This window comes from Labilithrix sp., assembly GCA_019637155.1.
Lineage (GTDB): Bacteria > Myxococcota_A > Polyangia > Polyangiales > Polyangiaceae > Labilithrix.
This window is the reverse complement of record JAHBWE010000005.1, coordinates 433969-455427: the sequence shown is the minus strand read 5'-3', so window position 1 is coordinate 455427 and position 21459 is coordinate 433969. Positions and strand designations below refer to the sequence as shown.

Here is a 21459-nt window from a genome sequence, read left to right as displayed (position 1 = left end):
CCCGCGCTCCGGCGCGCGAGCTCGTCGATGCTACTGGATGATCGGGTTCCGCGCCGTGAACGGGGCGCGGATGCGGAGGGTGGTGTAGCCCCGGTCCTTGATCGCTTGCGGGATCGGGTCGAAGGGGCTCGCGCGGCGGAGGGCGTCGGCGCAGTTTCGGTCGAACTCGTCGATGCCGCTCGGGCGCGCGGGGGGCCACGTCACCTTCGCGGTGCCGTCGGAGGCGATCGTGACGTCGAGGATGACGGTGCCCTGCTTCAGCTCCAGCATCGCGCTCCTCGGGAACGCGTTGGCCCAGAGCGGATCGACCTTCGCGTGGATGCGGCGGAAGTACGGGAGCAGCGTCGGATCGCTCGTGTTCCAGTCGACGAGGTCGCCGTCGCCGCTGCCGAGCGGGCGCGCGATCGAGCCGCGGCTCACCGCGCCGCCGCCCGCGCCGGGGTCCGCGTCCGGGCCCGGCGTGCCGCCGCGGCCCGCGCCTGCGTTCGCGCCCGCCGCGCTCGCGGCGACGAGGCTCCGCACGGTGTTCGAGACCTCCTGATCCGAATCGACGGTGTCGTTCGGGCGGCCGTCGCGGAGCGCCGGGATCGACGGCGCGGCCTCGGCGACGGAAGGACGCGCGTGCGTGATGCGCGCGCCGGCGTGGTGATCGGCGCCGGGATCGGCGGCGCGGAGGCCGACGCCGGGCGAGCCGAGGAGCGCGCCCGCGCGTGACGCGCCCGCGCTCGAGCCCGGCGCGCTCGGATCGTCGTCGTTCGCGGAGCCGACGTGGCCGCCGAGGACCGACGGCGCGCTCGCGTGGAGCGAGCCGCGGCTCGGATCGGACGGCGCGTCGGGGCGGCGCTCGGAGACGTCCCCCTTCCCGCTCGCGAGGAACGTGAGCTCCATCGGCTCCTTCGTGGAGCGCCGGTCCTCGCGCGTCGCGCGCACGCGCGCCGTGTTCAGGCGCTGGACCTGGTCCTTGTCGAGGTGGCTCGTGAGGTCCTGATCGAGCCGCCGTCGATCGTCGAGCGCGGCGAGGTTCGTCGCGCGCTCGCCCCGCGCGTCGCCGCCGCTGCCGGCGAGCCCGTTGTCGACGCGCGCGACGGTCGCGCCGCCGAACGTGGTCGGCTCCTCGCCCTCCGGGATCACCTCGCGATCGGCGAGGAGCGTGCCCTCCGCGACGCCGGGCAGCTCGATCGCGATGACCGAGGGCGGAGAGGCCGCGGCGCGACGCTCGGCCTCGCGCGCCTCCTTCGCGGTGATGGATCGGTACGCGAGCACGCCCGCGCCGCCGACGAGGAGGACGTGAAGCACGACCGAGCCGGCGAGCGGCCACGTGATCTGTCGAGCTCCCGCCTTCGCCACCGAAGACAAAGCGTACGCACTCCTACGGGGATAGGAAGCTCCGCCCGAAACGTCGCTCCGCGTTCTCGGTCGTGGCCTCGGCGAGGGCCTCGAACGGCATCCCGCGGAGCTCGGCGACCTTCCGCGCGGTGTGCACCACGTACGCAGGCTCACATGGTTTTCCGCGGAGGGGCACGGGGGCGAGGTACGGCGCGTCGGTCTCGACCAGGACGCGCGCGAGCGGCGCCCATTGTGCGACGTCCTGGATCGCGGCCGAGCTCTTGAACGTGACGATCCCCGAGAACGAGAGGTCGAAGCCGAGGTCGAGCGCGCGGGCGGCGAAGGCGCGGTCTTCGCTGAAGCAATGGATGACGCCGCCGACGTCGCGCGCGCCCTCGCTCTCGAGCAGCGCGAGCGTGTCCGCCGGCGCGCTCCGCGTGTGGACGACGATCGGCTTCTTCAGCGCGCGCGCGAGCGCGATGAGCCGCGCGAACACGGCCTTCTGCGTCTCGCGGGGCGAGTGGTCGTAGTGGTAGTCGAGCCCGATCTCGCCGACCGCGAGCACGACCGGCGCCGCCGCGAGCCTCGCGAGCTCCTCGTACATCGCGTCGTCCATCCGCGCCGCGTCGTGTGGGTGGACGCCGATCGCGCAGCCGATCCGCTCGGGCAGCCGCTCCGCGAGCGCGATCGCGGCGCGCGCCGGCGCGAGGTCGGCGCCCACGCCGATCGCGACGAAGCCGCCGATGCCCGCGTCACGCGCCCGCGCGAGCGCGTCGTCGGGGCCGTTCGGGAAGTACTGCGGATCGAGATGGCAGTGCGTGTCGACGAGCAAGGTGCGCGTATCCTAGCGCGGTGGACGAACAGACGTTCCGAGAGCTCCTCGATCCGCGCGGCATCCTCCGCCCCGGCGCGCTCGCGCCGCCGCCGCTGAGCGCGGGCTACACCGTGTTCGCGCAGCCCGGAACGGCGGCGCTCGACGTCGAGGCGCTCAAGGCCCGCGCCGCGCGCTTCTTCGGTGCCAAGCTCGGGCTCACGGTGGAGAAGAAGTACGGCTTCGACATGCCGACCGCCGACGCCGCGCGGATCGTGCTCGCCGCGGACGACGGCACCGCCGCCGGGACGCGGCTCTGCTACGGGCGCCCGGTCGAGCGGAGCGACCTCGACGCGGCCGAGCGCGGCGATCCGAACGCGACGGGCATGTTCCTCCTCGCGCAGCGCTGCCCGACGCTCTGGATCGTGAGCCGCGAAATGGACGACGACCGCGTCGCTCTCACGATCGCGGCCGTCATGGCAAGCATCCTACTGGGGCCGATCCTATCGCCGGGGGGCGACGAGCTGTTCGGCGTCAAGACGGCGCGGCTCAAGCTCGAGGCTCGCGCGGCGCCGTATCGGTAAGCGCTATTCGCAGCCCTGATCGAGGTATAAGCGGCGCGTGAAGTCCGAGCCTGCCGTCGCGGCGGCGACCGTCGCCGCCGCCGCCACGATCGCGCAGCAGGTGATCGGCAAGGCGACGCGCGACGCGATGTTCCTGTCGCACTACTCGCCGCAGCAGCTCCCGCTCGTCATGATCGCGAGCTCGATCGTCTCGATCGGCGTCATCGCGGCGATGACGGCGGCGCTCCGGAAGCGCGGACCGCTCATGGTCGTGCCCGCCGCGTTCGCGCTCCACGCGCTCCTCGCCGCCGGCGAGTGGGGGCTCTCTGCGCACCTCGAGCGCGCGGTCGCGATCGCGGTCTACATCCACACCGCGTCGGTCGGCGCGACGATCGTCTCCGCGTTCTGGTCGGTCGTGAGCGAGGCCTTCGATCCCCACACCGCGAAGCAGGTCGTCGGCCGCATCGGCGCGGGCGCCGCGCTCGGCGGCGTGGTCGGCGGCGCGATCGCGTGGGTGAGCTCGCGCCTCACCGCGTCGGTGCCGACGATGCTCCTCGTCGTCGCCGGCCTCAGCGTGATCTCGACGTGGGGGATCCGCACCGTCGCGAAGGCGGCGCCGCGGGACGAAGGACCGAAGGAGGACCTCGCGCCGAAGGGCCTCGGCGCGCTCCGCGACACCCCCTACCTCCAGCTCCTCGCGCTCATCGTCCTCGCCGGCGCGGTGACGCAGTCGCTCGTCGAATACGCGCTCGGCACCGAGGCGACGAAGGCGTACGGCGGCGGCGCGCGGCTCCTCTCCTTCTTCGCCGTCTTCCAGACCGCGATCGGGGTCCTCTCCTTCATCCTCCAGCTCTCGGTCAACCGCATCGCGCTCGAGAAGCTCGGCGTCGGCCCCACCCTCGCGCTCTTGCCGCTCGGCGTCGTCGGCCTCGGCGCGCTCGCGCTGGGCTACCCCCTCCTCGCGACGTTCTCGCTCCAGCGCGGCGCCGAGGGCGTGCTCCGCGCGTCGCTCTTCCGCTCGGCGTACGAGGTGCTGTTCGCGCCCGTCCCGCAAGCGTCGAAGCGCGCTGCGAAGACCGTGATCGACGTCGGCTTCGATCGCATCGGCATGGTCCTCGGCAGCGCGCTCACGCTCGGCCTGATCGCGTGGGTCCCGCACGACACGGTCCAGGCGGTGACGATCTCCTCCATCGCCGCGGGCGCGTTCTCGCTCGTCATCGCGTACCAGCTGCAGCGCGGCTACGTCGCGACGCTCGCCGATCGCCTCCGCAGCGGCAAGCTCGTGTTCGCCGAGTCCGACGTGGTCGACGCGACGACGCGGCACACCCTCTCGCAGACGACGCAGGGCCTCGATCGCTCCGTCGTCCTCGCGCAGATCGAGGCGATGCGCCGCTCGAAGGCGGCCGGCTCGGTCGCGCCGCGCTACCCGATCCCGGAGAACCCCGAGATCGAGGCGACCGCGGGCGACGACCGCGTGCAGCTGATGGCCGACCTCCGATCGCCGGACGATCGCGTCGTCGAGCGCGCGCTCGGGCAGGACGTCGAGCACCTCGCTCCCCTCGCCTTCGAGCTGCTCGAGCTCCTCGGCCGCGACCGCGTCGCCGCGCGCGCGCGCCGCGTGCTGAAGCCGCTCGTCCCGCGCCTCGTCGGCACGATCGTCGACTTCATCCTCGACGATCGACGCGACGCCGCCGCGCGCCGCCGCGCCGCGCGCCTCCTCGGCAGCGTCCCCTCGCAGCGCGTGGTCGACAGCCTCTCGATCGCGCTCGACGCGACCGATCTCGGGATCCGCTACGCCGCCGGCCGCGCGCTCGTGCGCATGCGCGAGCGCGTGCCGGAGCTCAAGTTCGACTACTACGCGACGCGCGCGCGGGCGCGCCACGAGCTCGAGCTCCGCGACGGCGGCGGCTCCGACGCGCGCCACCTCGAGCACGCGTTCAACCTGCTCTCGCTCGTCTTCCCGATGGAGCCGACCCAGCTCGCGTACGGCGCGATCGTGGGCAACGACGCGCAGCTCCGCGGCATCGCGCTCGAGTACCTCGAGAACACGCTCCCGCCGCAGGAGCGCGCCGCGATCCAGCGCACGCTCGAGACGGTCGAGGCCGACCGCACGTCGCTCGTCCCCGGCGCGCCGGCGCTCGACCAGCTCGTCGAGAAGCGCGACGCGATCCGCCTCGAGCTCGACGCCCTCCGCCGCGAGCGCGACGGCGAGCCCGCTCAGCCGTCTTGAGCCTCGCGCCGCTGCATGACGAAGAGCACGATCGCGCGCGTGAGCCAGTCGACGGTGGAGCCGATCCACACGCCGACGAGGCCGAGGCCTAAGGCGAAGGTGAAGAGCCACGTCGCGGTGATGCGCACGAAGACCGCGCCGGCGAGGCTGACCCCGAGCGCCTCGCGCGTGCGGCCGGCGCCGCGGAGCGCCTGCGCGAGGACGAGGCTGGTCGCCATGAAGGGCTGCGCGAGGGTGAGGATCGGGATCGTCCGCCGTCCGATCGCGACGACCTCCGCGTCCTGGCTGAAGAGCGGGAGCACCACGTCGCGGAGCGCGAACGACGCGACGCCGAACGCGGTCAGCGCCGCGATCGCGTAGCGCGTCGCGATCATCGCCGCGGCGCGGGCCTCCGCGCGCGCCCCCGCCCCGAGCTTCTGCGCGACGAGCGTCGCGGCCGCGACCCCGAAGCCGTCGGCGGAGAGGAAGCAGATCGACTCGACGCTGATGAGCGACTGGTTCGCCGCCATCGCGGCGTCGCCGAGGCGCGTGACCATGAGCGCGTAGGTGATGAACCCGACGTGGTAGAGCACGCGCTCGACGAACGCGGGGCCGCCGACGCGGAACAGGGTCCGCACCTCCTCCCGCGCGGTGAGCGATGGCTCGTTCGCGCTCGATCGCCGGAGCGAGACCGGTCGCGCCGGCGACGCGAGGACGATCATCGCGGCGGCGCCCTCGATCGCGAACGTGACCGCGAGGCTGATCCCGGCCCCGCGCGCGCCGAGCGCGGGGATCGCGCCGAAGCCGAGGATGAGCACGCGGTTCAGCGCGAGGTGGACGACGTTCGCGCCGACGCCGATGAGGAGCGGCGTCCGCGTGTCGCCGCCGGCCTGGAGGATCGCGATCGTCGCGGTCGACAGGAACACGAGCGGCGACGCGGCGATCGTCACCCCGAGGTAGCCGCGCGCCTCCGCGAGCGCGGCCGGCGACAGCTTCGCGCCGGAGAGCGGGATCGCGCCGAGCACGAGCGGCGTCGCGGCGGTGAGGACGAAGCCGAGCGCCACCGCGATCACGATCGAGAGCCACGCGACCCGGCGCGCCGCCGCGCGGTCGCCCGCCCCGACGTGCCGCCCGATGCGCGCGATGGTGCCGACCTCGAACGCGGCGAACACGCTCCAGATCGACCACTCGAAGGTGCCGCCGATCTGCATCGCCGCGAGCGACGCGTCGCCGTGGCGGCCGAGCATGACGCGGTCGACCACGAAGACGAGCGTCTGCAGGAGCGAGTGGAGGATCGCCGGCAGCGCGAGCCGGCGCACCTCACGTGCGAGATCGGACACGGGACGGGCCGCGTTTTACTACGCGACGATCAGATCGCTGTAGCGCTTCCGCAGCAGCATGCTCGCGAGGTCGACGCCGCACGCGTCGCAGTAGCCGAAGAGCGACGCGAGCCGGTCGAGCGCGGCGCGGGCGTCCTTCGTGCGCTGCGCGTCGAGGCCGGAGCCTTCGTCGCGGACGAGGACCACGATGTCGCGCGCGATCTTGGCGACGCCGGTCCGCTTGTCCGCGAAGATCGCGTCGCGCAGGCGGCGGAGGTGCTGCGGGAACACCACCTTCCCCTCGATCTTCTCGCCGGGGTGGTCGATCGCCCACGCGGCGATGTTGCTGATCATCTGCTTGCGCGCGTCCTCCGCGCCGCCCTTCACGTCGAGGAGGCGCTCGATCTCCTTCATCATGTTCTCGTCCGGCTCCTCGTATTCGCCGGTGACGCGGTTCCGGATGCGCTCCTTCTTCACCCAGACGCTCACGTGCTGGACGTAGCGCTCGAAGAGGTCGTCGTACTGCTGCTCCTCGACGAGGCCGCTCGAGGCGTAGAGCTCCTGCTCCCACGAGGTGAGGAGGCGCGAGAAGAGCGTCTCGCGGAACAGCTTCACGTCGTGGTAGCCGCCGGCCTGCATGTCCTGCTGCAGCCACTCGAACTCGTTCTTGCGCTGCGAGAGCTGCTCGAGCTCGTCGAGGACGGCGAGGGGCGAGAGGCAGCGGTACTGCGTCGACTGCGCGGCATCGAGGAGCACGGTGCGGATCTCGCGCGGCGAGGCGCCGATGCGACCTTCGTAGATCGGGTACGAGTCGCTCTCCTCGAAGACCTCGCGGATCCCGGCGCGCAGCACCTTCTGCGCGTCGACCTCGAGCCGGTCCGGGACGCGCGAGGTCGCGTAGAGGTCCATCTTCTCGACCGCGGTGAGGCCGGAGAGCGCGTTCGAGAGCGCGCGCGAGTACTTGTCCGTGTTCGGCTTCCGCATGCGCGTCAGGACCGCGAACTGCGCCGCCATCTCCGTCGCGTGCGGCGCGACGTGGCGGCGGATGTGCGGGACGACGTGGGTGTCGTAGATCTTCTGCTCCTGGATCGCGCTCCTCAGGTACGGCGTGCGAATGAGCTCGAGGCGGCCGCGGAAGCTCGCGAACTCGGGGTGCTCGCGGAACGCGTCGAGGTGGAGCTCGTTCGCGCTCCCCATCATCACGCAGTTGAGGAGCACGTTCTGCTGCGTGAGCGAGACCTCGCCCGTCTCGATCGAGAGCTGGAGGTACTTGAACGCGTCGAGCGGGCGCTTCAGGAGGTCGCTGAACTCGAGCACGCCGCCGGCGGCGTCGACGAGCTCGCCGCCGGCCTCGTAGAGGGTGACGGCCTGGAGCGAGGCCGGCAGCGACGCGAGCGATCGGTCCATCGTGATCTGCCGCTCGTTCGCGTCGACGGAGAGCTGGGGCCCGATCGTGACCGCGCCGGTGCGGTAGCGCTGGGAGACGAAGTAGCGCTCGACCTGCACGTGCTTCAGGACGTCGGTGTACGAGCCGTTGTAGCTCGAGAGGAGGGCCTCGAAGACGACCTGGCTCTTGTGCGAGAGCTGCCCGCGCATGATCCAGTCGCTGAAGCCCTCCGCGAGCGCGCCGCCGTTGCCGGCCGCCTTGGTCAGCCGCTCGAGGAGCTTCTGCCGCTCGTCGATCGGGATGAGGAAGAGCGGGTGGTCGCGGACCTCGACGAGGAGCTTCGCGTCGATCTGATCGTCGGGCAGGTGCGCGTAGGTCGCGACCTGCGCGGCGGGCGTCTCCTTCGTCCCGAACCCGAGGCTCCCTCGGATCGTCTTCGACGACGGGAAGACCCAGTTGAACCGGTAGAGGGCGCCTTGATCGAGGGTCGAGTAGTCCTCGAGCCCCTTCATCACGCAGCCGACGATGGTGCTCTTCGCGGACCCGTTCGGGCCGTGGAGGAGGACGAGCCGGTTCGGCCGCCCCTCGCGCACGAAGTTGGAGATGCTCCGGTACATCTCCTCCTGCACCTGCTCCTGCCCGATGAGCGCGTGATGCGCCTGCGACGGGTCCCACGGCAGATCGAAGAGCCGCCATCGCGTGAAGCGCCCCCACGGATGCTCGACCGGAACCGTCCCGTAGTGATCGAAGCAGTCCCGCAGGTACCGGCTCGCGTCCCGCGCGTACCGCACCGGCGCGCTCGCAAAGAGATCGAGATACTCCGCAAACGACAGAACGCGACGCCCACGCTGGAAGCGCCTCTCCACGCTCTCCGCGACGGAGTTGATCTCCGCCGCCACGCTGCTGCCACCGCTCTCGTTCTGCGTCATTCCGAGAGGCTATCAGATCGCCCCCGGCGGGCGCGGGCTCAGCGCACCGGATCCGGTGTCCCCGCGTCGACGTCGGACGGGAGCTCGGGCGTGGGCTCCGGCTCGGAGTCCGGCGCGCGATCCGTCTCCGGCCCTTCGAAGTCCGCGCAGTCGTGCCAGCCCCTGCCGTCGCTCCGGCAGAACTGGATGCTCCGGTAGCAGTTCATGCTGCCGTGCGTGCTGATGCCGAGGTAAATGACGCACTCGCGCGAGGTCCCCGGCTCGCAGAGCTGCCTCGGCGCCTCTTCCGGTTCGTCGGTCGAGAAGCCGAACGAGACGTCCTCGCTCGGGACGTCGAGCGACGCGGGCGGGGGGCGCTCGGCGGCACATCCAACGATCACTTCGCTGAAGGCGACGACGGCGAGAGCGAACGCGAGGCGGAGATTCATGCCACGGAGGAACGGCCGGCTCTGCTGTTCCTTCAGGGGGTCGGCGGTCCGCTCCCGAGCGTCATGGTTTTGACTGTCCGCGTAGGTCCACGAGTTGCGTAGAGGGTGGTCGTGAACCGACGAACCGACGGCCGCTCGTGGACACCCAGCCTCTTGATTGCCCTCGTGATCACCGCGGGCGCAGCGGCGATCACGACCGCCTGCTCCGACCCCGGCCCCGACGCGGCGGGTGACAATTTCATGACGGGGGACGTCACCGAGGCGACGTGTGCGACGCCGTACGAGGGGTGTCCGTGCGACGAGGTCGGCAAGCTCGTCGAGTGCGGCAAGCTCCGGGTTCAGGTCGGCGACGAGATCCAGTGCACGATCGGGGAGCGCGTCTGCCTCTCCACCAACGTCTGGAGCGAGTGCACCGGCGACCAGGGCACGCGCACGGTGCCGGCGCCGTCGCTCGGGACGCAAGCGCTCGCGGCGACGCCGAGCAAGTGCGCGACGAACGCGTGCGACCCCTACTGCAACGAGTTCGCGGACAACCCCGTCGGGCTCACCGTCCCGGCCGACGCGGGCATCAAGGTCGTCGACGGCGGCCTCACGCTGAGCCCGACCGGCACGTTCACGCTGTCGACGTGCACCGGCCTCACCGTGACGCCGAAGACCACGTCCGAGCTCGTGCTCACGACGCTGAGCCCGACCGCCGCCGACAAGCTCGAGTTCACCGCCACGCTCACGCCCGCCGGCTGCTACCCCGGCACCGTGACGCCGCTCTGGACGATCGACGACACGCGCTCGGACGCGCTCACGATCACGAGCAGCGGCGACACCGGCGTCCTCACCGCGATCTCCCCCATCGCCGGCCCCGTCACGGTGAAGGCGCACGTCGGCAGCCTCGTCGGCTCCGTCGACGCGCTCGTGAACGTGAACGTCGCGGTCGAGACCGGCTACACGTCGCAGGCGGCGCTCCTCAACGTCGCGACCACCGGCACGGCCGAGACCAACTCGATGCTCTACCCCTACGAGGGCACCGTCCTCCCGCTCGGCCTCCCCGCGCCGATCCCGCAGTGGACCGGGACGCCGGCGGCGAGCGCGGCGAAGATCACGCTCCGCTGGACGAAGGGCACGACCTACTTCCGCTGGTCCGTCGTCACCGCCGAGAGCAACGCGCTCCAGATCGTCCCCGGCTCGCCCGGCGTCTCGCTCGCGGCCGCGCCGCGCTACCCCAACATCCCCGCCGTCGCGTGGAGCAGCTTCGAGCGCAGCGCGAAGGGCGAGGACGCGGAGATCGCGGTGCAGCGGCTCGTCGGCACGACGCGCCGCGCGGAGATGAAGCGCACGATCCGCTTCGCGCACAGCCAGATGAAGGGCAACGTCTACTACCAGTCCTACGGCTCGCGCCTCACGTACAACTACGGCGGCGCGAAGGACACCACCGGCGGCGTCACCTTCCCGTCCGGCCGGTTCGGCGCGGCGACGCTCGGCATCGCGCCCGGCGCGACGAGCCCCCACGTCATCGCCGGCTTCTCGCCGAACAACGACACGAGCGGCAACAACTGCCGCGTCTGCCACACCGCCTCGGCCGACGGCAGCGTCCTCATCACCCAGAAGTTCGGCGGCGCGAACGGCACCTCCGAGATGATCACGAACCTCACCGCGGCGACGCCCACCGCGACGACGATGACGGCGCGGACCGACGGCACCTACGCGTGGCCCGCGATCTTCCCGACCGGCGGCTTCCTCTTCGGCAACGCCGGCGTCCAGCAGAGCCACAGCTCGGGTCCGCCGCCGGGCGGCCTCGACGGGAGCAACCCCAACATCACGAGCTCGTTCTGGTCGCTCGGCGCCGGCGGCCTCGGCAGCGCGCGCGCCGCGACCTACCGCACCGGCGGCTCGAGCCCGCAGACGATCACCGTCCCGAGCTCGAGCTGGTCGCTCGAGGCCGGCGTCCCCGCGTTCTCCTCGACCGGCGCGAAGATCGCGATGCAGTTCCACGACGGCTCCGTTTGCCCGAACGGCACGCTCAACACGCACTGCACGGCGGAGGAGAAGAAGGTCGGCGACAAGCGCTCGCTCGCGATCATGGACTACGACGCGACGAACAGCCGCCTCTCGAACTTCCGCGTCCTCAACACGGAGCCGGCGACGGCGTGCAGCTCGCTCCACCCGTCGCAGGCGTGCTTCGACCTCTGGCCGACGTTCCTCCCGAAGGACACCGGCGTCCTCTACGAGCGCGAGGTCTTCAACAACGGCTCCGTCGGCGGCGGCCTCTCCGACTTCGGCGGCACGCGCTCCGGCTGCGACAACAGCGGCGTCTGCAACAACGACGGGACGAAGGCCGAGCTCTGGTGGACGAACATCAGCGGCGCCTCGCAGCCCACGCGCCTCAACGCCGCGAACGGCCGCACGAGCGCGGGCGCGAGCTACCTCCCCGTCGGCGCCGACGCGGCGTCTTACTGCACCGCGAGCGGCTTCGCGTGCACCGCGGCCTCGCAGTGCTGCTCCGGCAACTGCAACGGCGGCCGCTGCACCGGCACCGGCACGCTCACGCTCCGCCCCGTCGGCGCGGCGTGCACCGCGGCCTCGCAGTGCGAGAGCAACAAGTGCAACTCGTCGAGCCGATGCGGCTGCCTCACGAACGCGGACTGCGCGGGCTCGAGCACGTGCAACACGTCGACGAACGTGTGCAGCAGCAACAACTACGTCACCGTCCCGGCGATGACGTACGTGCCGGGCCACAACGCGACGATCGAGCCGGTCCTCAACTACGAGCCGACGATGAACCCGACCCCGACGAAGGCGGCCGATGGCACCACCGACGAGTACTACTGGGTCGTCTTCACCTCGCGCCGCATGTTCGGCAACATCGCGACGGGCAACCCGTGGTGGAGCGACCCGCGCCACCAGGACCTCAGCAAGACGGTCACGACGAAGAAGCTCTGGGTCGCCGCGATGAAGGCGAACCCGACCCCGGGCACCGATCCGAGCTTCGCCGCCTTCTACCTCCCCGGTCAGGAGTGGGTCTCCGGCAACTCGAAGGCGTACTGGGTGAACCAGGCCTGCCGGCCGGGGAGCACCGCGAAGACGAGCGCCAACCTCTGCGAGACGACGCAGGACTGCTGCGCCGGCTCGACGTGCCGCCTCGACGCGCCGCTCACGAGCCCGCCGACGCGTCACTGCATCACGACCGGGACGTGCTCGAGCGCGGGTCAGGCGTGCTCCACCAGCTCCGACTGCTGCTCCGGCTTCCTCTGCTCGAACGGCACCTGCTCCGACGTCCCCCCGATCCCGAAGTACGAGACGCCGGGCGTCTTCACGCGCGACTACACGAACCCGTGCCCCTCCGCGCACCAGGTCCGCTGGGGCACGTTCGAGTACAAGGGCACGTTCCCGCCCGGCACGAGCATGGTCGTCCGCGCCCGCACCGCGGGCAAGCTCGCCGACGGCGGCGCCCCGAGCTTCGCCGCCGCGCCGGCGGTGACGATCGGCACCGCGACCGCGACCGCGACGAGCTGGTCCTTCGTCCCCACGCCGGCGGCGACGGTCCACTCCTTCCTCGTCGCCGACGGCTCGACGTCGCAGGACTTCCTGCGCATCGAGCTCGAGCTCAGGCCCTCCGCCGACACGACCGCGACCCCCACCCTCTCCGACTGGCGCGTCAACGCCGACTGCACCCCCTACGAATGAAGACCCCCACGCTCCTCGCCGCCGGCCTCGCCGCCGCCGCCCTCGCGATCGCCTGCTCCGACGCGCTCCCACCCGGAGCCAGCCTCGACACGTTCGACGAACCGTCGATGACCTCTTCTTCGTCTACTTCGTCGTCATCGTCTACTTCGTCGTCATCGTCGACTTCGTCCTCGTCGTCTTCTTCGAGCGGCGCCGTGACGACCGACGCGGGCGCCGACGTCCCCGAGCTGCCGCCGTCGCAGTGCAACCCGAGCCTCACGCTCGAGGCGGCGACGACGGTCATCGCGACGAGCAACGCGCGCTTCGCCGGCATCACGCGCGACGAGCTCACGATCGCGTGGACGTCCGGCGGCTCGGTGTTCGTGGCCGATCGCGCGAGCACGGCGGAGCCGTTCGGCCCGCCGCAGGCGATCACGAGCGACGCGGCGCCCGACGGGGTGGCGCTCTCGAAGGACGGCACCTATCTCGTCGCCGTCGGCGCCGATCGCCGGAGCTTCCTTCCGTTCGAGCGGGAGGAGCGGACCGGCTCGTTCGCCGCGGCCGACGCGTCGCCGTTCGCGTCGCTCGTCGGGCGCCTCGAGGACGGTGAGTCGCTCGGCGATCCGGTCTTCGTGAACACCGAGGTCGTGCTGCTCTACTCGGTCTTCGGCAAGGACCCCGACACGATGCGCCTCGCCGCGCGCACCTCGATGTACGGCACGTTCTTCCCCACCAGCACGCTCGCGTTCGACGAGCTCCGCGCCCAAGGCACGAAGCGCCGCCGCCCCACCGGCACCGGCGACGACTTCCAGACGCTCTTCTACTGGGACGAGGTCACCGAGACCGAAAAGCTCGCCCGCCTCCACGGCACCGAAGAGCTCATCAGCGTCCACGACCTAGGCCCACACCCCTGGGCCCAAGCAAACGCAACCTGCACCCGCATCTACTTCGGCACCCCCATCGCGTCCGCCACCACAAAGTAGCTCCCGCCCCGCAACGCGCCCGACGTCGAAAACGGGGCCCCAGAAGCGGCCGCGAAAGCGGGCGCGAAGCGCCCCGAGCGCGCAGCGCGAGGGCCGTGTCTGGGGTGGGGGGTCGGGGCGAAGCCCCGACGTTGAGTGCGGTGGGGGGTCGGGGCGAAGCCCCGACGTTGAGTAAGACCTCAGTGAACGGGGACGAAGATCGGCCCTTTGCACTGATCCCCGTTGCAGACGTACGCCTTGATCGTGCCCTCGCACTTCGCGCCCTTGAACTTCGCGACCTCTCCGTTGACGGAGAGCTTCTCGCCCTTGTCCCATTTCCAGGGAGCCTCGGCGTTCGTGTGCCAGGGCGCCTTCCCGACGGCCGTCACGTCGCCTCCGCTGCACGTCACCTTCACGAACTCTTCTTCACCACCCGCGCGGGACTCCGTGGTCGTCGTGAGAGCGATGACCGCGACACCGGCCGCAACGACCAAACCCAGAACCTTCGTGACTCGCATGTCCAATCTCCTTGAGATGGGGCTCCGCCCCATACCCCGATCTTTCGCGTTCGCTTCGCTACCGCTCAAGATGAACGGGGGCTGCCGCCCCCCTCACCCCCCGCTGAGCGGGGCTCTCGGTGGAGTTCGTTGGTAGCGAATTGGACGTAACACATGGGCGGAGCTTCAACCCTGTCCGGATTTTCTCGAACCGTTTCCGATCAGCGAAGGTAGAGCTCGAGGTAGGGCTCGGCATCGCGGTCGGCTCCGTGGGTGGACAAAGCAAAGGTCGTTCCGCTGCGCGTGTCGTTCTCGGCCTCGATCGCGATCCCCTGGTCCTTGGGGTCGCGCTTCGCCCAATGTCGAACGAGCTCGCGGACATCCATGCGGACGACGGGGCTCCCGGAGGGCTCGGCCGTGGTGGTGGGTGAGCGGACCTCGCTCGTTCGGGGCTGGAGCGACCACGAGACTGATCCGCCTGACCAGGGCTCCTCGATCCGCGTGGCGTGGAGATGGACGGGCGCGGGATCGTCGTCGACGAGGGTCGAGCGCCGCAGCACGACGTAGGCCTCCACCACGTTCGTGTTGCTGGGCAGGGCGACCGAGAAGCGAAGGAGGAGCTTCGTCGAGCCGCGTCCGAGCGCGAAGAGCGGCGGGAGCCCGCCCTCGGAGGCGCCCTCGCCCCGCGCGATGACCGCGAGGTCGACGGGGCGCACGACGATCCGGCGCGCGCTGTCGACGGCGGGCTTCACCGTCGGCTTCTCGAGCTGGCAGCGCCCCGCCACGCACGCGTTCTTGTCCGCGCACTCGGTCGAGGCGGTGCACATCCGCGCGCGCGGCGCGCAGCCGGCGAGCGCCGCGCCGAGCACGAACCCGAGCGTCGCGCCAAGTAGCCCTTTCACGGCGCGCGAGCGTAGCATGGCGCGCGGGATGTCACGATCGGCTCCTCTCCTCCGCGTGCGCGATCTCGTCACGAGCTTCCGTACGGACGAGGGCGTGCTCCGCGCGGTCGACGAGGTCTCGTTCGACGTCCCCGAGGGCGGCGTCGTCGGCATCGTCGGGGAGAGCGGCTGCGGGAAGAGCGTGACCGCGCTCTCGATCATGCGCCTCATCCCGCATCCGCAAGGGCAGATCGAGCGCGGGACGATCGAGCTCCGCGGCAAGGACATCCTCCACATCGGCGAGCGCGCGATGCAGGACGTCCGCGGCAACGACATCTCGATGATCTTCCAGGAGCCGATGACGAGCCTGAACCCGGTCTACACCGTGGGTCAGCAGATCATCGAGGCGATCCGGCTCCACCAGAAGAAGTCGCGGAGCGAGGCGCGCGCGCGCGCGATCGAGATGCTCCGCCTCGTCGGCATCCCCACCCCCGAGACGAACGTCGACGCGTACCCGCACCAGCTCTCGGGCGGCATGCGGCAGCGCGTGATGATCGCGATGGCGCTCGCGTGCGAGCCGAAGCTCCTCATCGCCGACGAGCCCACGACCGCGCTCGACGTCACGATCCAGGCGCAGATCCTGAAGCTCATCGGCGATCTCCGCGAGCGCCTCGGGATGGCGATCGTGCTCATCACGCACGACCTCGGCGTCGTCGCGGAGGTCGCGAGCCACGTCATCGTCATGTACGCCGCGCGCGTGGTGGAGTCCGCGCCGGCGAAGCGCCTCTTCGCGCGTCCGCGGCATCCGTACACGCGCGGGCTCCTCCGCAGCCTCCCCTCGTTCGAGCCGCCGGCGCCCGATCCCGAGACCGGCAAGCGCCCTCGCCTCCCCGTCATCGAGGGCATCGTCCCCGATCTGCGCAAGCTCCCGCCCGGCTGCCGCTTCGCCGATCGCTGCCCGATGGTGATCCCTGCTTGCACGAAGGCGGAGCCGACCCTCGAGCCGGTCTCCGGAGATGCCACCCACCTCGCGCGCTGCATTCGCGCGGAGGAGGTCTAAGCTTGGAGCGAGAGACGTGACGACGAGCGCAGATCCGGCGATCGAGGAGAGCGGACCGGTCGAGACGATCGCGCCCCCCGGCGCGCCGCGGCCGCGCACGCTCGTCGCGACGGAGAAGCTCGGCAAGTACTTCCCCGTCGGCGCGAGCTTCTTCGCGCGCTCGCAGAAGGTGCTACGCGCGGTCGACGGCGTCTCGCTCCGCGTGCGCCGCGGCGAGACGGTGGGCCTCGTCGGCGAGAGCGGCTGCGGCAAGAGCACGCTCGGCCGCCTGATCCTGCGCCTCATCGAGCCCACGTTCGGGCGCGTCGTCTACGACGGCAAGGACATCCTCCCGCTGAGCCCCGGCGAGATGCGTCCGCTCCGCCGTCAGATGCAGATCATCTTCCAGGACCCGTACTCGAGCCTGAACCCGCGCATGACGGTGCGCGACATCGTCGGCGAGGCGATCCAGATCCACAAGCTCGCCGCGACGAAGAAGGACGAGGAGGAGATGGTCGCCGGCCTGCTCGCGAAGGTCGGCCTCCGCCCCGACGCGATGGGCCGCTACCCGCACGAGTTCTCGGGCGGCCAGCGCCAGCGCATCGGCATCGCGCGCGCGCTCGCGGTGCAGCCGAAGTTCATCGTCTGCGACGAGCCGATCAGCGCGCTCGACGTCTCGATCCAGGCCCAGATCGTCAACCTGCTGATGGACCTGCAGGACGAGCTCGGCGTCGCCTTCCTCTTCATCTCGCACGACCTCCGCGTCGTCCGTCACATCAGCCAGCGCGCGCTCGTGATGTACCTCGGCAAGATCGTCGAGCAGGGCACGACCGAGCAGGTCTACACCGCGGCGCAGCACCCTTATACGCGCGCGCTCCTCGGCGCCGTGCCCGAGCCCGACCCCGAGAAGAAGCGCCTCCGCATCGTGCTCGAGGGCGACGCGCCCTCCGCGATCGATCCGCCGCCGGGCTGCCCGTTCCATCCGCGCTGCCCGCGCGCGCTGAAGAACACCTGCGACCGCGAGGTCCCCGAGCTCGAGGAGAAGGTCGAGGGCTCGGGGCACAAGGTCGCCTGCTGGAACCCCCACACGGAGTAGCGAAGGTGGGGGCTCCGCAACCGAAGACCATCGGACGCTACGACGTCGAGCGGATGCTCGGGCAGGGCGGCATGGGCCGCGTCTGGCTCGCGCGCGACACGGTGCTCGGCCGGCGCGTGGCGGTGAAGGTCCTCCGCGACGACCTCGCGCTCCCGCCGCGCGTGCGAGACGAGCTGTTCGTGCGGATGGAGCACGAGGCGCGCGCGGCGGCGGCGGTCTCGCATCCGAACATCGTCACGCTCCACGACATGGGCGAGGACGACAAGCTCGGTCTGTTCCTCGTCTTCGAGTACGTCGCGTCGAAGGAGGGCGACGAGAAGCACTCCCTCCGCGAGCGCCTCGCGCAGGGGCCGCTCCCCTTCGCCGAGGTCGCCCGGCTCGCGCGCGAGCTCGGCTCCGCGCTGTCGTTCGCGCACGAGGCCGGCGTCATCCATCGCGACGTGAAGCCGGAGAACGTCCTCTTCTCGCGCACCGGCTTCAAGATCGCCGACTTCGGCATCGCGCGCATCCCCGAGTCCACGATCACGCGCGCGAACACGGTCCTCGGGACGCCCGCGTACACGGCGCCGGAGGCGCTCGGCGACGGCGCGTTCGGCCCGGCGTCGGATCAGTTCGCGCTCGCGGCGACGCTCTACGAGGCCGCGTGCGCGCGGCGGGCGTTCTCCGCCGCCGACGCGATCACGACCGCGGGCAAGGTCACGAACGATCCGCCCCCGCCGCTGACGAGCATCATCGGCAACGAGGCCGCCGTCGTCGCGCTCGACGCCGCGATCCAGCGCGGCCTCGCGAAGGCGCCGGGCGATCGCTTCGCCTCGTGCGCCGAGCTCGGCGAGGAGGTCGCGCGCATCCTCGAGAACGCCGCGCCGCCGGCCCGCGTCGGCCGCGTGCTCTCGCTCCCCACGCCGTCCCCCGCGATCCTCGAGCTCGAACGCACGCCGCTCTCGTCGCGCGCGACCGTACGCAAGCAGATCGAGCCCGCGAACGCCGCGCTCGCGACCGACTCGGGCGGCTTCGACACGAACCGCCCGAGCATCGTCGCGCGCCGCCAAACGCAGCGCTTCCAGAACGTCGCCGCCGCGATCGCGGTCATCGTGATCCTGGTCCTCGTCCTCATGGGCCGCCGCAACGCCCCGCCCCCCGAGAACGCCACCGGCGTCATCGGCTCCGACTCCGCCGTGCTCGGCTCCGCGCCCGCGCCGACACCCGCACCGAAACCCCATCCGACCGCGAAGCCGAAACCATCGGCGGTCCCAAAGCCCGCGCCCGCCGACGCTGGACCGTCCGTCGAAGAGGAGTGAACGCCGGCGTCAGAGCTTCGGCTCCGCCCCCGCCGCGTCCAAGCCCGTTCGGATAGAGCGTCGCCTCAATGCCCGTCACGACGCACCCGAATTCCGTAGCTCGCCGCGGCGGTGAGGGCGCCAACGACCGGCGACCCGTGATTGCGCGGCGCTATGGATAGGTCGTCGAGAACGTCCCACCCATCCCCTCGCACTCCTCCTTCGAGATGCGCGGCTCGTCGTCGAACGCGCGATACGAGACTTCGATCGCACGCAGGCCATCGAAGCTGCCACGCGGCAGGTCACAGATCGCCACGATGTTCTCGCGCGGACACGGCTCCGTGGTCGCCCCCGAGCGGAGCGCCGCCGCGACTTGATCGGGCGTCGCACCGAAATAGTCGGCGCACGCGATCGGCGCGCCATTCAAGCCGACGGATAGGCTGAACGATACGGCACCAGAAGACGCCTTCGAGCCCCCACAGCTCTGTGATGCGCCCGCGCCGGGCGGCGCCGGCGGCGTTCCGGGAGCGGCGTAGGTACCGCGGGTGCGCCCGCAACTTCTTTGGAGGCCCTCGGCCGTGACGGAAGGTGCCTCGTACTGAAATTGGATCGCGCTCTTCCCATAGCTGCCCATCGCGCTGGTCGTCGTGCACGAGCCCAGCGTCTGCTCCGTCGGGCACTTGCCCGGGAGGATGGTCCCCTTGCCCGCGGTGCACAGGTTCTCGTCCGACTGGCGAGCCGGATAGCCGGCAGGGAAGTTCCCATAATATTCCGTGCACTGGCGCGCGCCTCCCGAGAGGACTTGGTCGCACGCGATGGTGAATGCGTACGCTCCGCACGCGTTCCCCTCTGGCGTCACCATGTCCGTGTCCGGAAGAATGCAACCCGCGATCGCCACGAAGGCGAGCACGACCGTCGTACGTACAATCATCCCCACATCCTCCTCGAATCGCTCCGTCGCTCAGCCTTCGGCGAGGTCGGAGCTTCTCAATCAGTCCGCAGCACAGACGAAGCTGGGGCCTGTTGATTCATAGTTCGTGTGCACGAACTCGTAGTTCGTTACAAGCCTCGACGGGCGCGTCCTTGGGCGGGGGCGACCGCGGCGAGGGCCTCGAGGCGGCCCTGGAGGCCGCGCAGCTCGAGCAGCAGGTCGAGGCCTTGACCGACCACGCCGGCGAGCTCGTCTGCGCTCCGGCGGATCTCCTCCGGCGAGCCGTTCGCGCGTGTCTCTTCGACGACCGACGTCATCCGGCCGGCGACGTTTCGGAGCGTGGTCGCGAGCTCGCTCGCGCGCCAGATGGCGCGACGTAGCTCACCACCGAGAGCACCCGGGTCATCGCTCATGACCGCAAATTACCATCTTGCGAGATATATCAAACGAGCTCGTCGGCCCATGCCTACCATTCATCGTTCACACATGGATAGTTGGTCGCGTTCCGGCAACCATCCGGCTCTTCTCTGCGCATGCAGCGGAGCGCGGTCGGAACGCGACTCGGCGCGCGAATCCGAGCGCGCCGTGAGGCTCGTGGCTGGAGCCAGGCGACGCTCGCCGAGATGGTCGAGCTGACGCCGAACTACATCGGGATCCTCGAGCGCGGCGAGGCGCTGCCGACGGTCCAGACGCTCCTCGTACTCGGACACGCGCTCGACGCCACGCCGACGGAGCTCCTCGGCGACGCGACGAAGGACGGCTGGCTCGACAAGGTCGTCGCGATCGCCGTCGCGATCCCGTCCGACCAGCGGCCGCTCGCGCTCGCCCTCCTCCAGGCGGTCGTCGATTCGGCTCGGCCGAGCCGCCCCTCACGGGCGACCAAGAAACCAAAGCGCCGGTGAGGCTGCCTCAGCGCAGCGCGTAGGTCATGAGCGCCCCGACGAGCGTGGTCGCGGTCGCGATCGGGAGACCCGCGCGGAGGTGCTCCCAGAACCGGAGGCCGCCGATGGAGCGCGCCTTCTCCGCGACGATGACGTTCGCGACGGAGCCGAGGAGGGTGAGGTTGCCCGCGAACGTCGACGCCATCGCGAGCATCTCCCAGGCGAGGGTCGCGTCGGGGAGCCGTTCGAGCTCGCTCCGCACGACGAGGATGAACGGCACGTTCGTGACGACGTTGCTCCCGATCAGGAACAACACCGCCGCGCGCAGCCAGCCGAGCGACCCCGGCTCCGCGCTCGTGCCCGCGCCGACGATCGGGAAGTGACGGAAGGCGAGCGCCGCCGCGCCGCTCTTCGCGAGCGCCTCGACCGCGACGAAGAGCGCGCCGAAGAAGACGAGCACCGCCCAGTCGATGCGCTCCCAGACCTTCTCCGGCGCGGTGCGATGGACGACGATGAGCACGGCGAAGCCGCCGAGCGCGGTGAACGAGAGGGGCGCGCCCGCGGTGTAGAGGCCGACGGTGGCGAGGATGACGCCGAGCGTGACCGACGATCGCCACGTGAACACGTGTCCCGGCGCGATCGCCGGCGCGAGCTTCGAGGAGGCGAGCTCACGCCGATAAATGAGGAGGAGCAGGACGTGGTTGATCGCGAGCGCGAGGAGCGCGACCGGCGCCATGTGGACGAGGAACGGCGCGAAGCGGAGCTGGCCGAGCGATCCGCACAGCATGTTCTGCGGGTTCCCCACCAGCGTCGCGACGCTCCCCGTGTTCGCGCCCGTCGCGAGCGCGAGGAGGAACGGCACGCGCGGGAGGCGATGCCGCTCGATCCAGCCGACGACGATCGGCGCGAGGAGGACGCAGACCGCGTCGTTGGTCACGATCGCGGAGAGGAGACCAGTGCCCCAGACCGTCGCGCCGAGGAGGCGCCGCGTCGTCCGCGCCCGCGCGACGACGAGCTCCCCCGCGCGCTCGAAGAACCCGTCGAGGGAGAGGAACGCCCCCATCCCCATGACGGCGAAGAGGAGGACGATCGTGGTGTGGTCGACCGCCTGCGCCGCCTCTTCGGGCGTCAGCGCGCCGAGCGCGACCGCGAGCACCGCGCCGATGAGCGCGCCCGCGGGCCGGTCGACCTTGACGACGCGCAGGCTCTTGCTCGCGACGAGCACGTACGTGATCGCGAACACGAGCACGCCGCGCCACACGGGAC

General features: G+C 71.1%; 18 protein-coding genes. 8 read left to right on the top strand and 10 right to left on the bottom strand.

The annotated features are described in order from the left end of the window. Positions 1-30: 30 nt before the first annotated feature. On the bottom strand, positions 31-1347 hold the full coding sequence (locus tag KF837_12950) for an energy transducer TonB (protein ID MBX3228223.1): 1317 nt from the start codon (positions 1345-1347) through the stop codon (positions 31-33). A gap of 22 nt (positions 1348-1369) precedes the next feature. Beyond that, the gene (locus KF837_12945) at positions 1370-2158 is read right to left on the bottom strand and encodes a TatD family hydrolase (protein MBX3228222.1); all 789 of its coding nucleotides are present in this window, start codon (positions 2156-2158) and stop codon (positions 1370-1372) included. 20 nt (positions 2159-2178) lie between these two features. Between KF837_12945 and KF837_12940 the strand changes: the two genes are divergently transcribed. Together KF837_12940 and KF837_12935 are read left to right on the top strand one after the other, a co-directional pair. Further along, on the top strand, positions 2179-2721 hold the full coding sequence (locus KF837_12940) for a hypothetical protein (GenBank protein MBX3228221.1): 543 nt from the start codon (positions 2179-2181) through the stop codon (positions 2719-2721). A gap of 37 nt (positions 2722-2758) precedes the next feature. Next, the gene (locus KF837_12935) at positions 2759-4930 is read left to right on the top strand and encodes a hypothetical protein (protein MBX3228220.1); all 2172 of its coding nucleotides are present in this window, start codon (positions 2759-2761) and stop codon (positions 4928-4930) included. Here KF837_12935 and KF837_12930 read toward each other — a convergent pair. The 3 genes from KF837_12930 to KF837_12920 all read right to left on the bottom strand — a co-directional run bounded on the left by KF837_12930 (position 4918) and on the right by KF837_12920 (position 8972). Beyond that, positions 4918-6249 (bottom strand): MATE family efflux transporter, encoded by a 1332-nt coding sequence (locus KF837_12930; GenBank protein ID MBX3228219.1) that lies wholly within the window; start codon positions 6247-6249, stop codon positions 4918-4920. The genes KF837_12935 and KF837_12930 overlap by 13 nt on opposite strands. Positions 6250-6267: 18 nt before the next feature. Next, entirely contained in the window at positions 6268-8481 is a 2214-nt protein-coding gene (locus tag KF837_12925) for a serine protein kinase PrkA (protein MBX3228218.1), read from the bottom strand. 101 nt (positions 8482-8582) lie between these two features. Next, positions 8583-8972, bottom strand: a complete 390-nt coding sequence (locus tag KF837_12920) for a hypothetical protein (GenBank protein ID MBX3228217.1) — start codon at positions 8970-8972, stop codon at positions 8583-8585. A gap of 111 nt (positions 8973-9083) precedes the next feature. On the opposite strand from KF837_12920, the gene KF837_12915 reads away from it, so the two are divergent. Both KF837_12915 and KF837_12910 read left to right on the top strand, forming a co-directional pair. Then, positions 9084-12650 (top strand): hypothetical protein, encoded by a 3567-nt coding sequence (locus KF837_12915; GenBank protein MBX3228216.1) that lies wholly within the window; start codon positions 9084-9086, stop codon positions 12648-12650. Further along, positions 12647-13612, top strand: a complete 966-nt coding sequence (locus tag KF837_12910) for a hypothetical protein (GenBank protein ID MBX3228215.1) — start codon at positions 12647-12649, stop codon at positions 13610-13612. Before KF837_12915 ends, KF837_12910 begins: the two co-directional genes overlap by 4 nt. 179 nt (positions 13613-13791) lie before the next feature. On the opposite strand, the gene KF837_12905 is transcribed toward KF837_12910, so the two are convergent. Further along, positions 13792-14085, bottom strand: a complete 294-nt coding sequence (locus KF837_12905) for a hypothetical protein (protein MBX3228214.1) — start codon at positions 14083-14085, stop codon at positions 13792-13794. A gap of 224 nt (positions 14086-14309) precedes the next feature. After that, positions 14310-14990 carry a DNRLRE domain-containing protein gene (locus KF837_12900; protein MBX3228213.1) on the bottom strand — a complete coding sequence of 227 codons (681 nt, stop codon included), beginning with the start codon at positions 14988-14990 and terminating at the stop codon, positions 14310-14312. 16 nt (positions 14991-15006) lie between these two features. Here KF837_12900 and KF837_12895 point away from each other — a divergent pair, with 16 nt between their 5' ends. From KF837_12895 to KF837_12885, 3 genes are read left to right on the top strand one after another with little or no spacing between them, the layout of a single operon-like run. After that, on the top strand, positions 15007-16029 hold the full coding sequence (locus tag KF837_12895; protein MBX3228212.1) for an ABC transporter ATP-binding protein: 1023 nt from the start codon (positions 15007-15009) through the stop codon (positions 16027-16029). Continuing rightward, a complete protein-coding gene (locus KF837_12890) occupies positions 15986-17104 on the top strand; it encodes an ABC transporter ATP-binding protein (protein MBX3228211.1) in 1119 nt (372 codons plus the stop codon). The genes KF837_12895 and KF837_12890 overlap by 44 nt, the downstream gene beginning before the upstream one ends. 5 nt (positions 17105-17109) lie before the next feature. Next, positions 17110-18402, top strand: a complete 1293-nt coding sequence (locus KF837_12885) for a serine/threonine protein kinase (protein ID MBX3228210.1) — start codon at positions 17110-17112, stop codon at positions 18400-18402. A gap of 151 nt (positions 18403-18553) precedes the next feature. On the opposite strand, the gene KF837_12880 is transcribed toward KF837_12885, so the two are convergent. Beyond that, positions 18554-19312, bottom strand: coding sequence for a hypothetical protein (locus KF837_12880; GenBank protein ID MBX3228209.1), 759 nt, complete (start codon positions 19310-19312; stop codon positions 18554-18556). 128 nt (positions 19313-19440) lie between these two features. Further along, positions 19441-19725, bottom strand: a complete 285-nt coding sequence (locus KF837_12875) for a hypothetical protein (protein MBX3228208.1) — start codon at positions 19723-19725, stop codon at positions 19441-19443. 120 nt (positions 19726-19845) lie between these two features. On the opposite strand from KF837_12875, the gene KF837_12870 reads away from it, so the two are divergent. Continuing rightward, positions 19846-20214 carry a helix-turn-helix domain-containing protein gene (locus tag KF837_12870; protein MBX3228207.1) on the top strand — a complete coding sequence of 123 codons (369 nt, stop codon included), beginning with the start codon at positions 19846-19848 and terminating at the stop codon, positions 20212-20214. 7 nt (positions 20215-20221) lie between these two features. On the opposite strand, the gene KF837_12865 is transcribed toward KF837_12870, so the two are convergent. Continuing rightward, the gene (locus tag KF837_12865; protein MBX3228206.1) at positions 20222-21454 is read right to left on the bottom strand and encodes a hypothetical protein; all 1233 of its coding nucleotides are present in this window, start codon (positions 21452-21454) and stop codon (positions 20222-20224) included. Positions 21455-21459 lie beyond the last annotated feature (5 nt).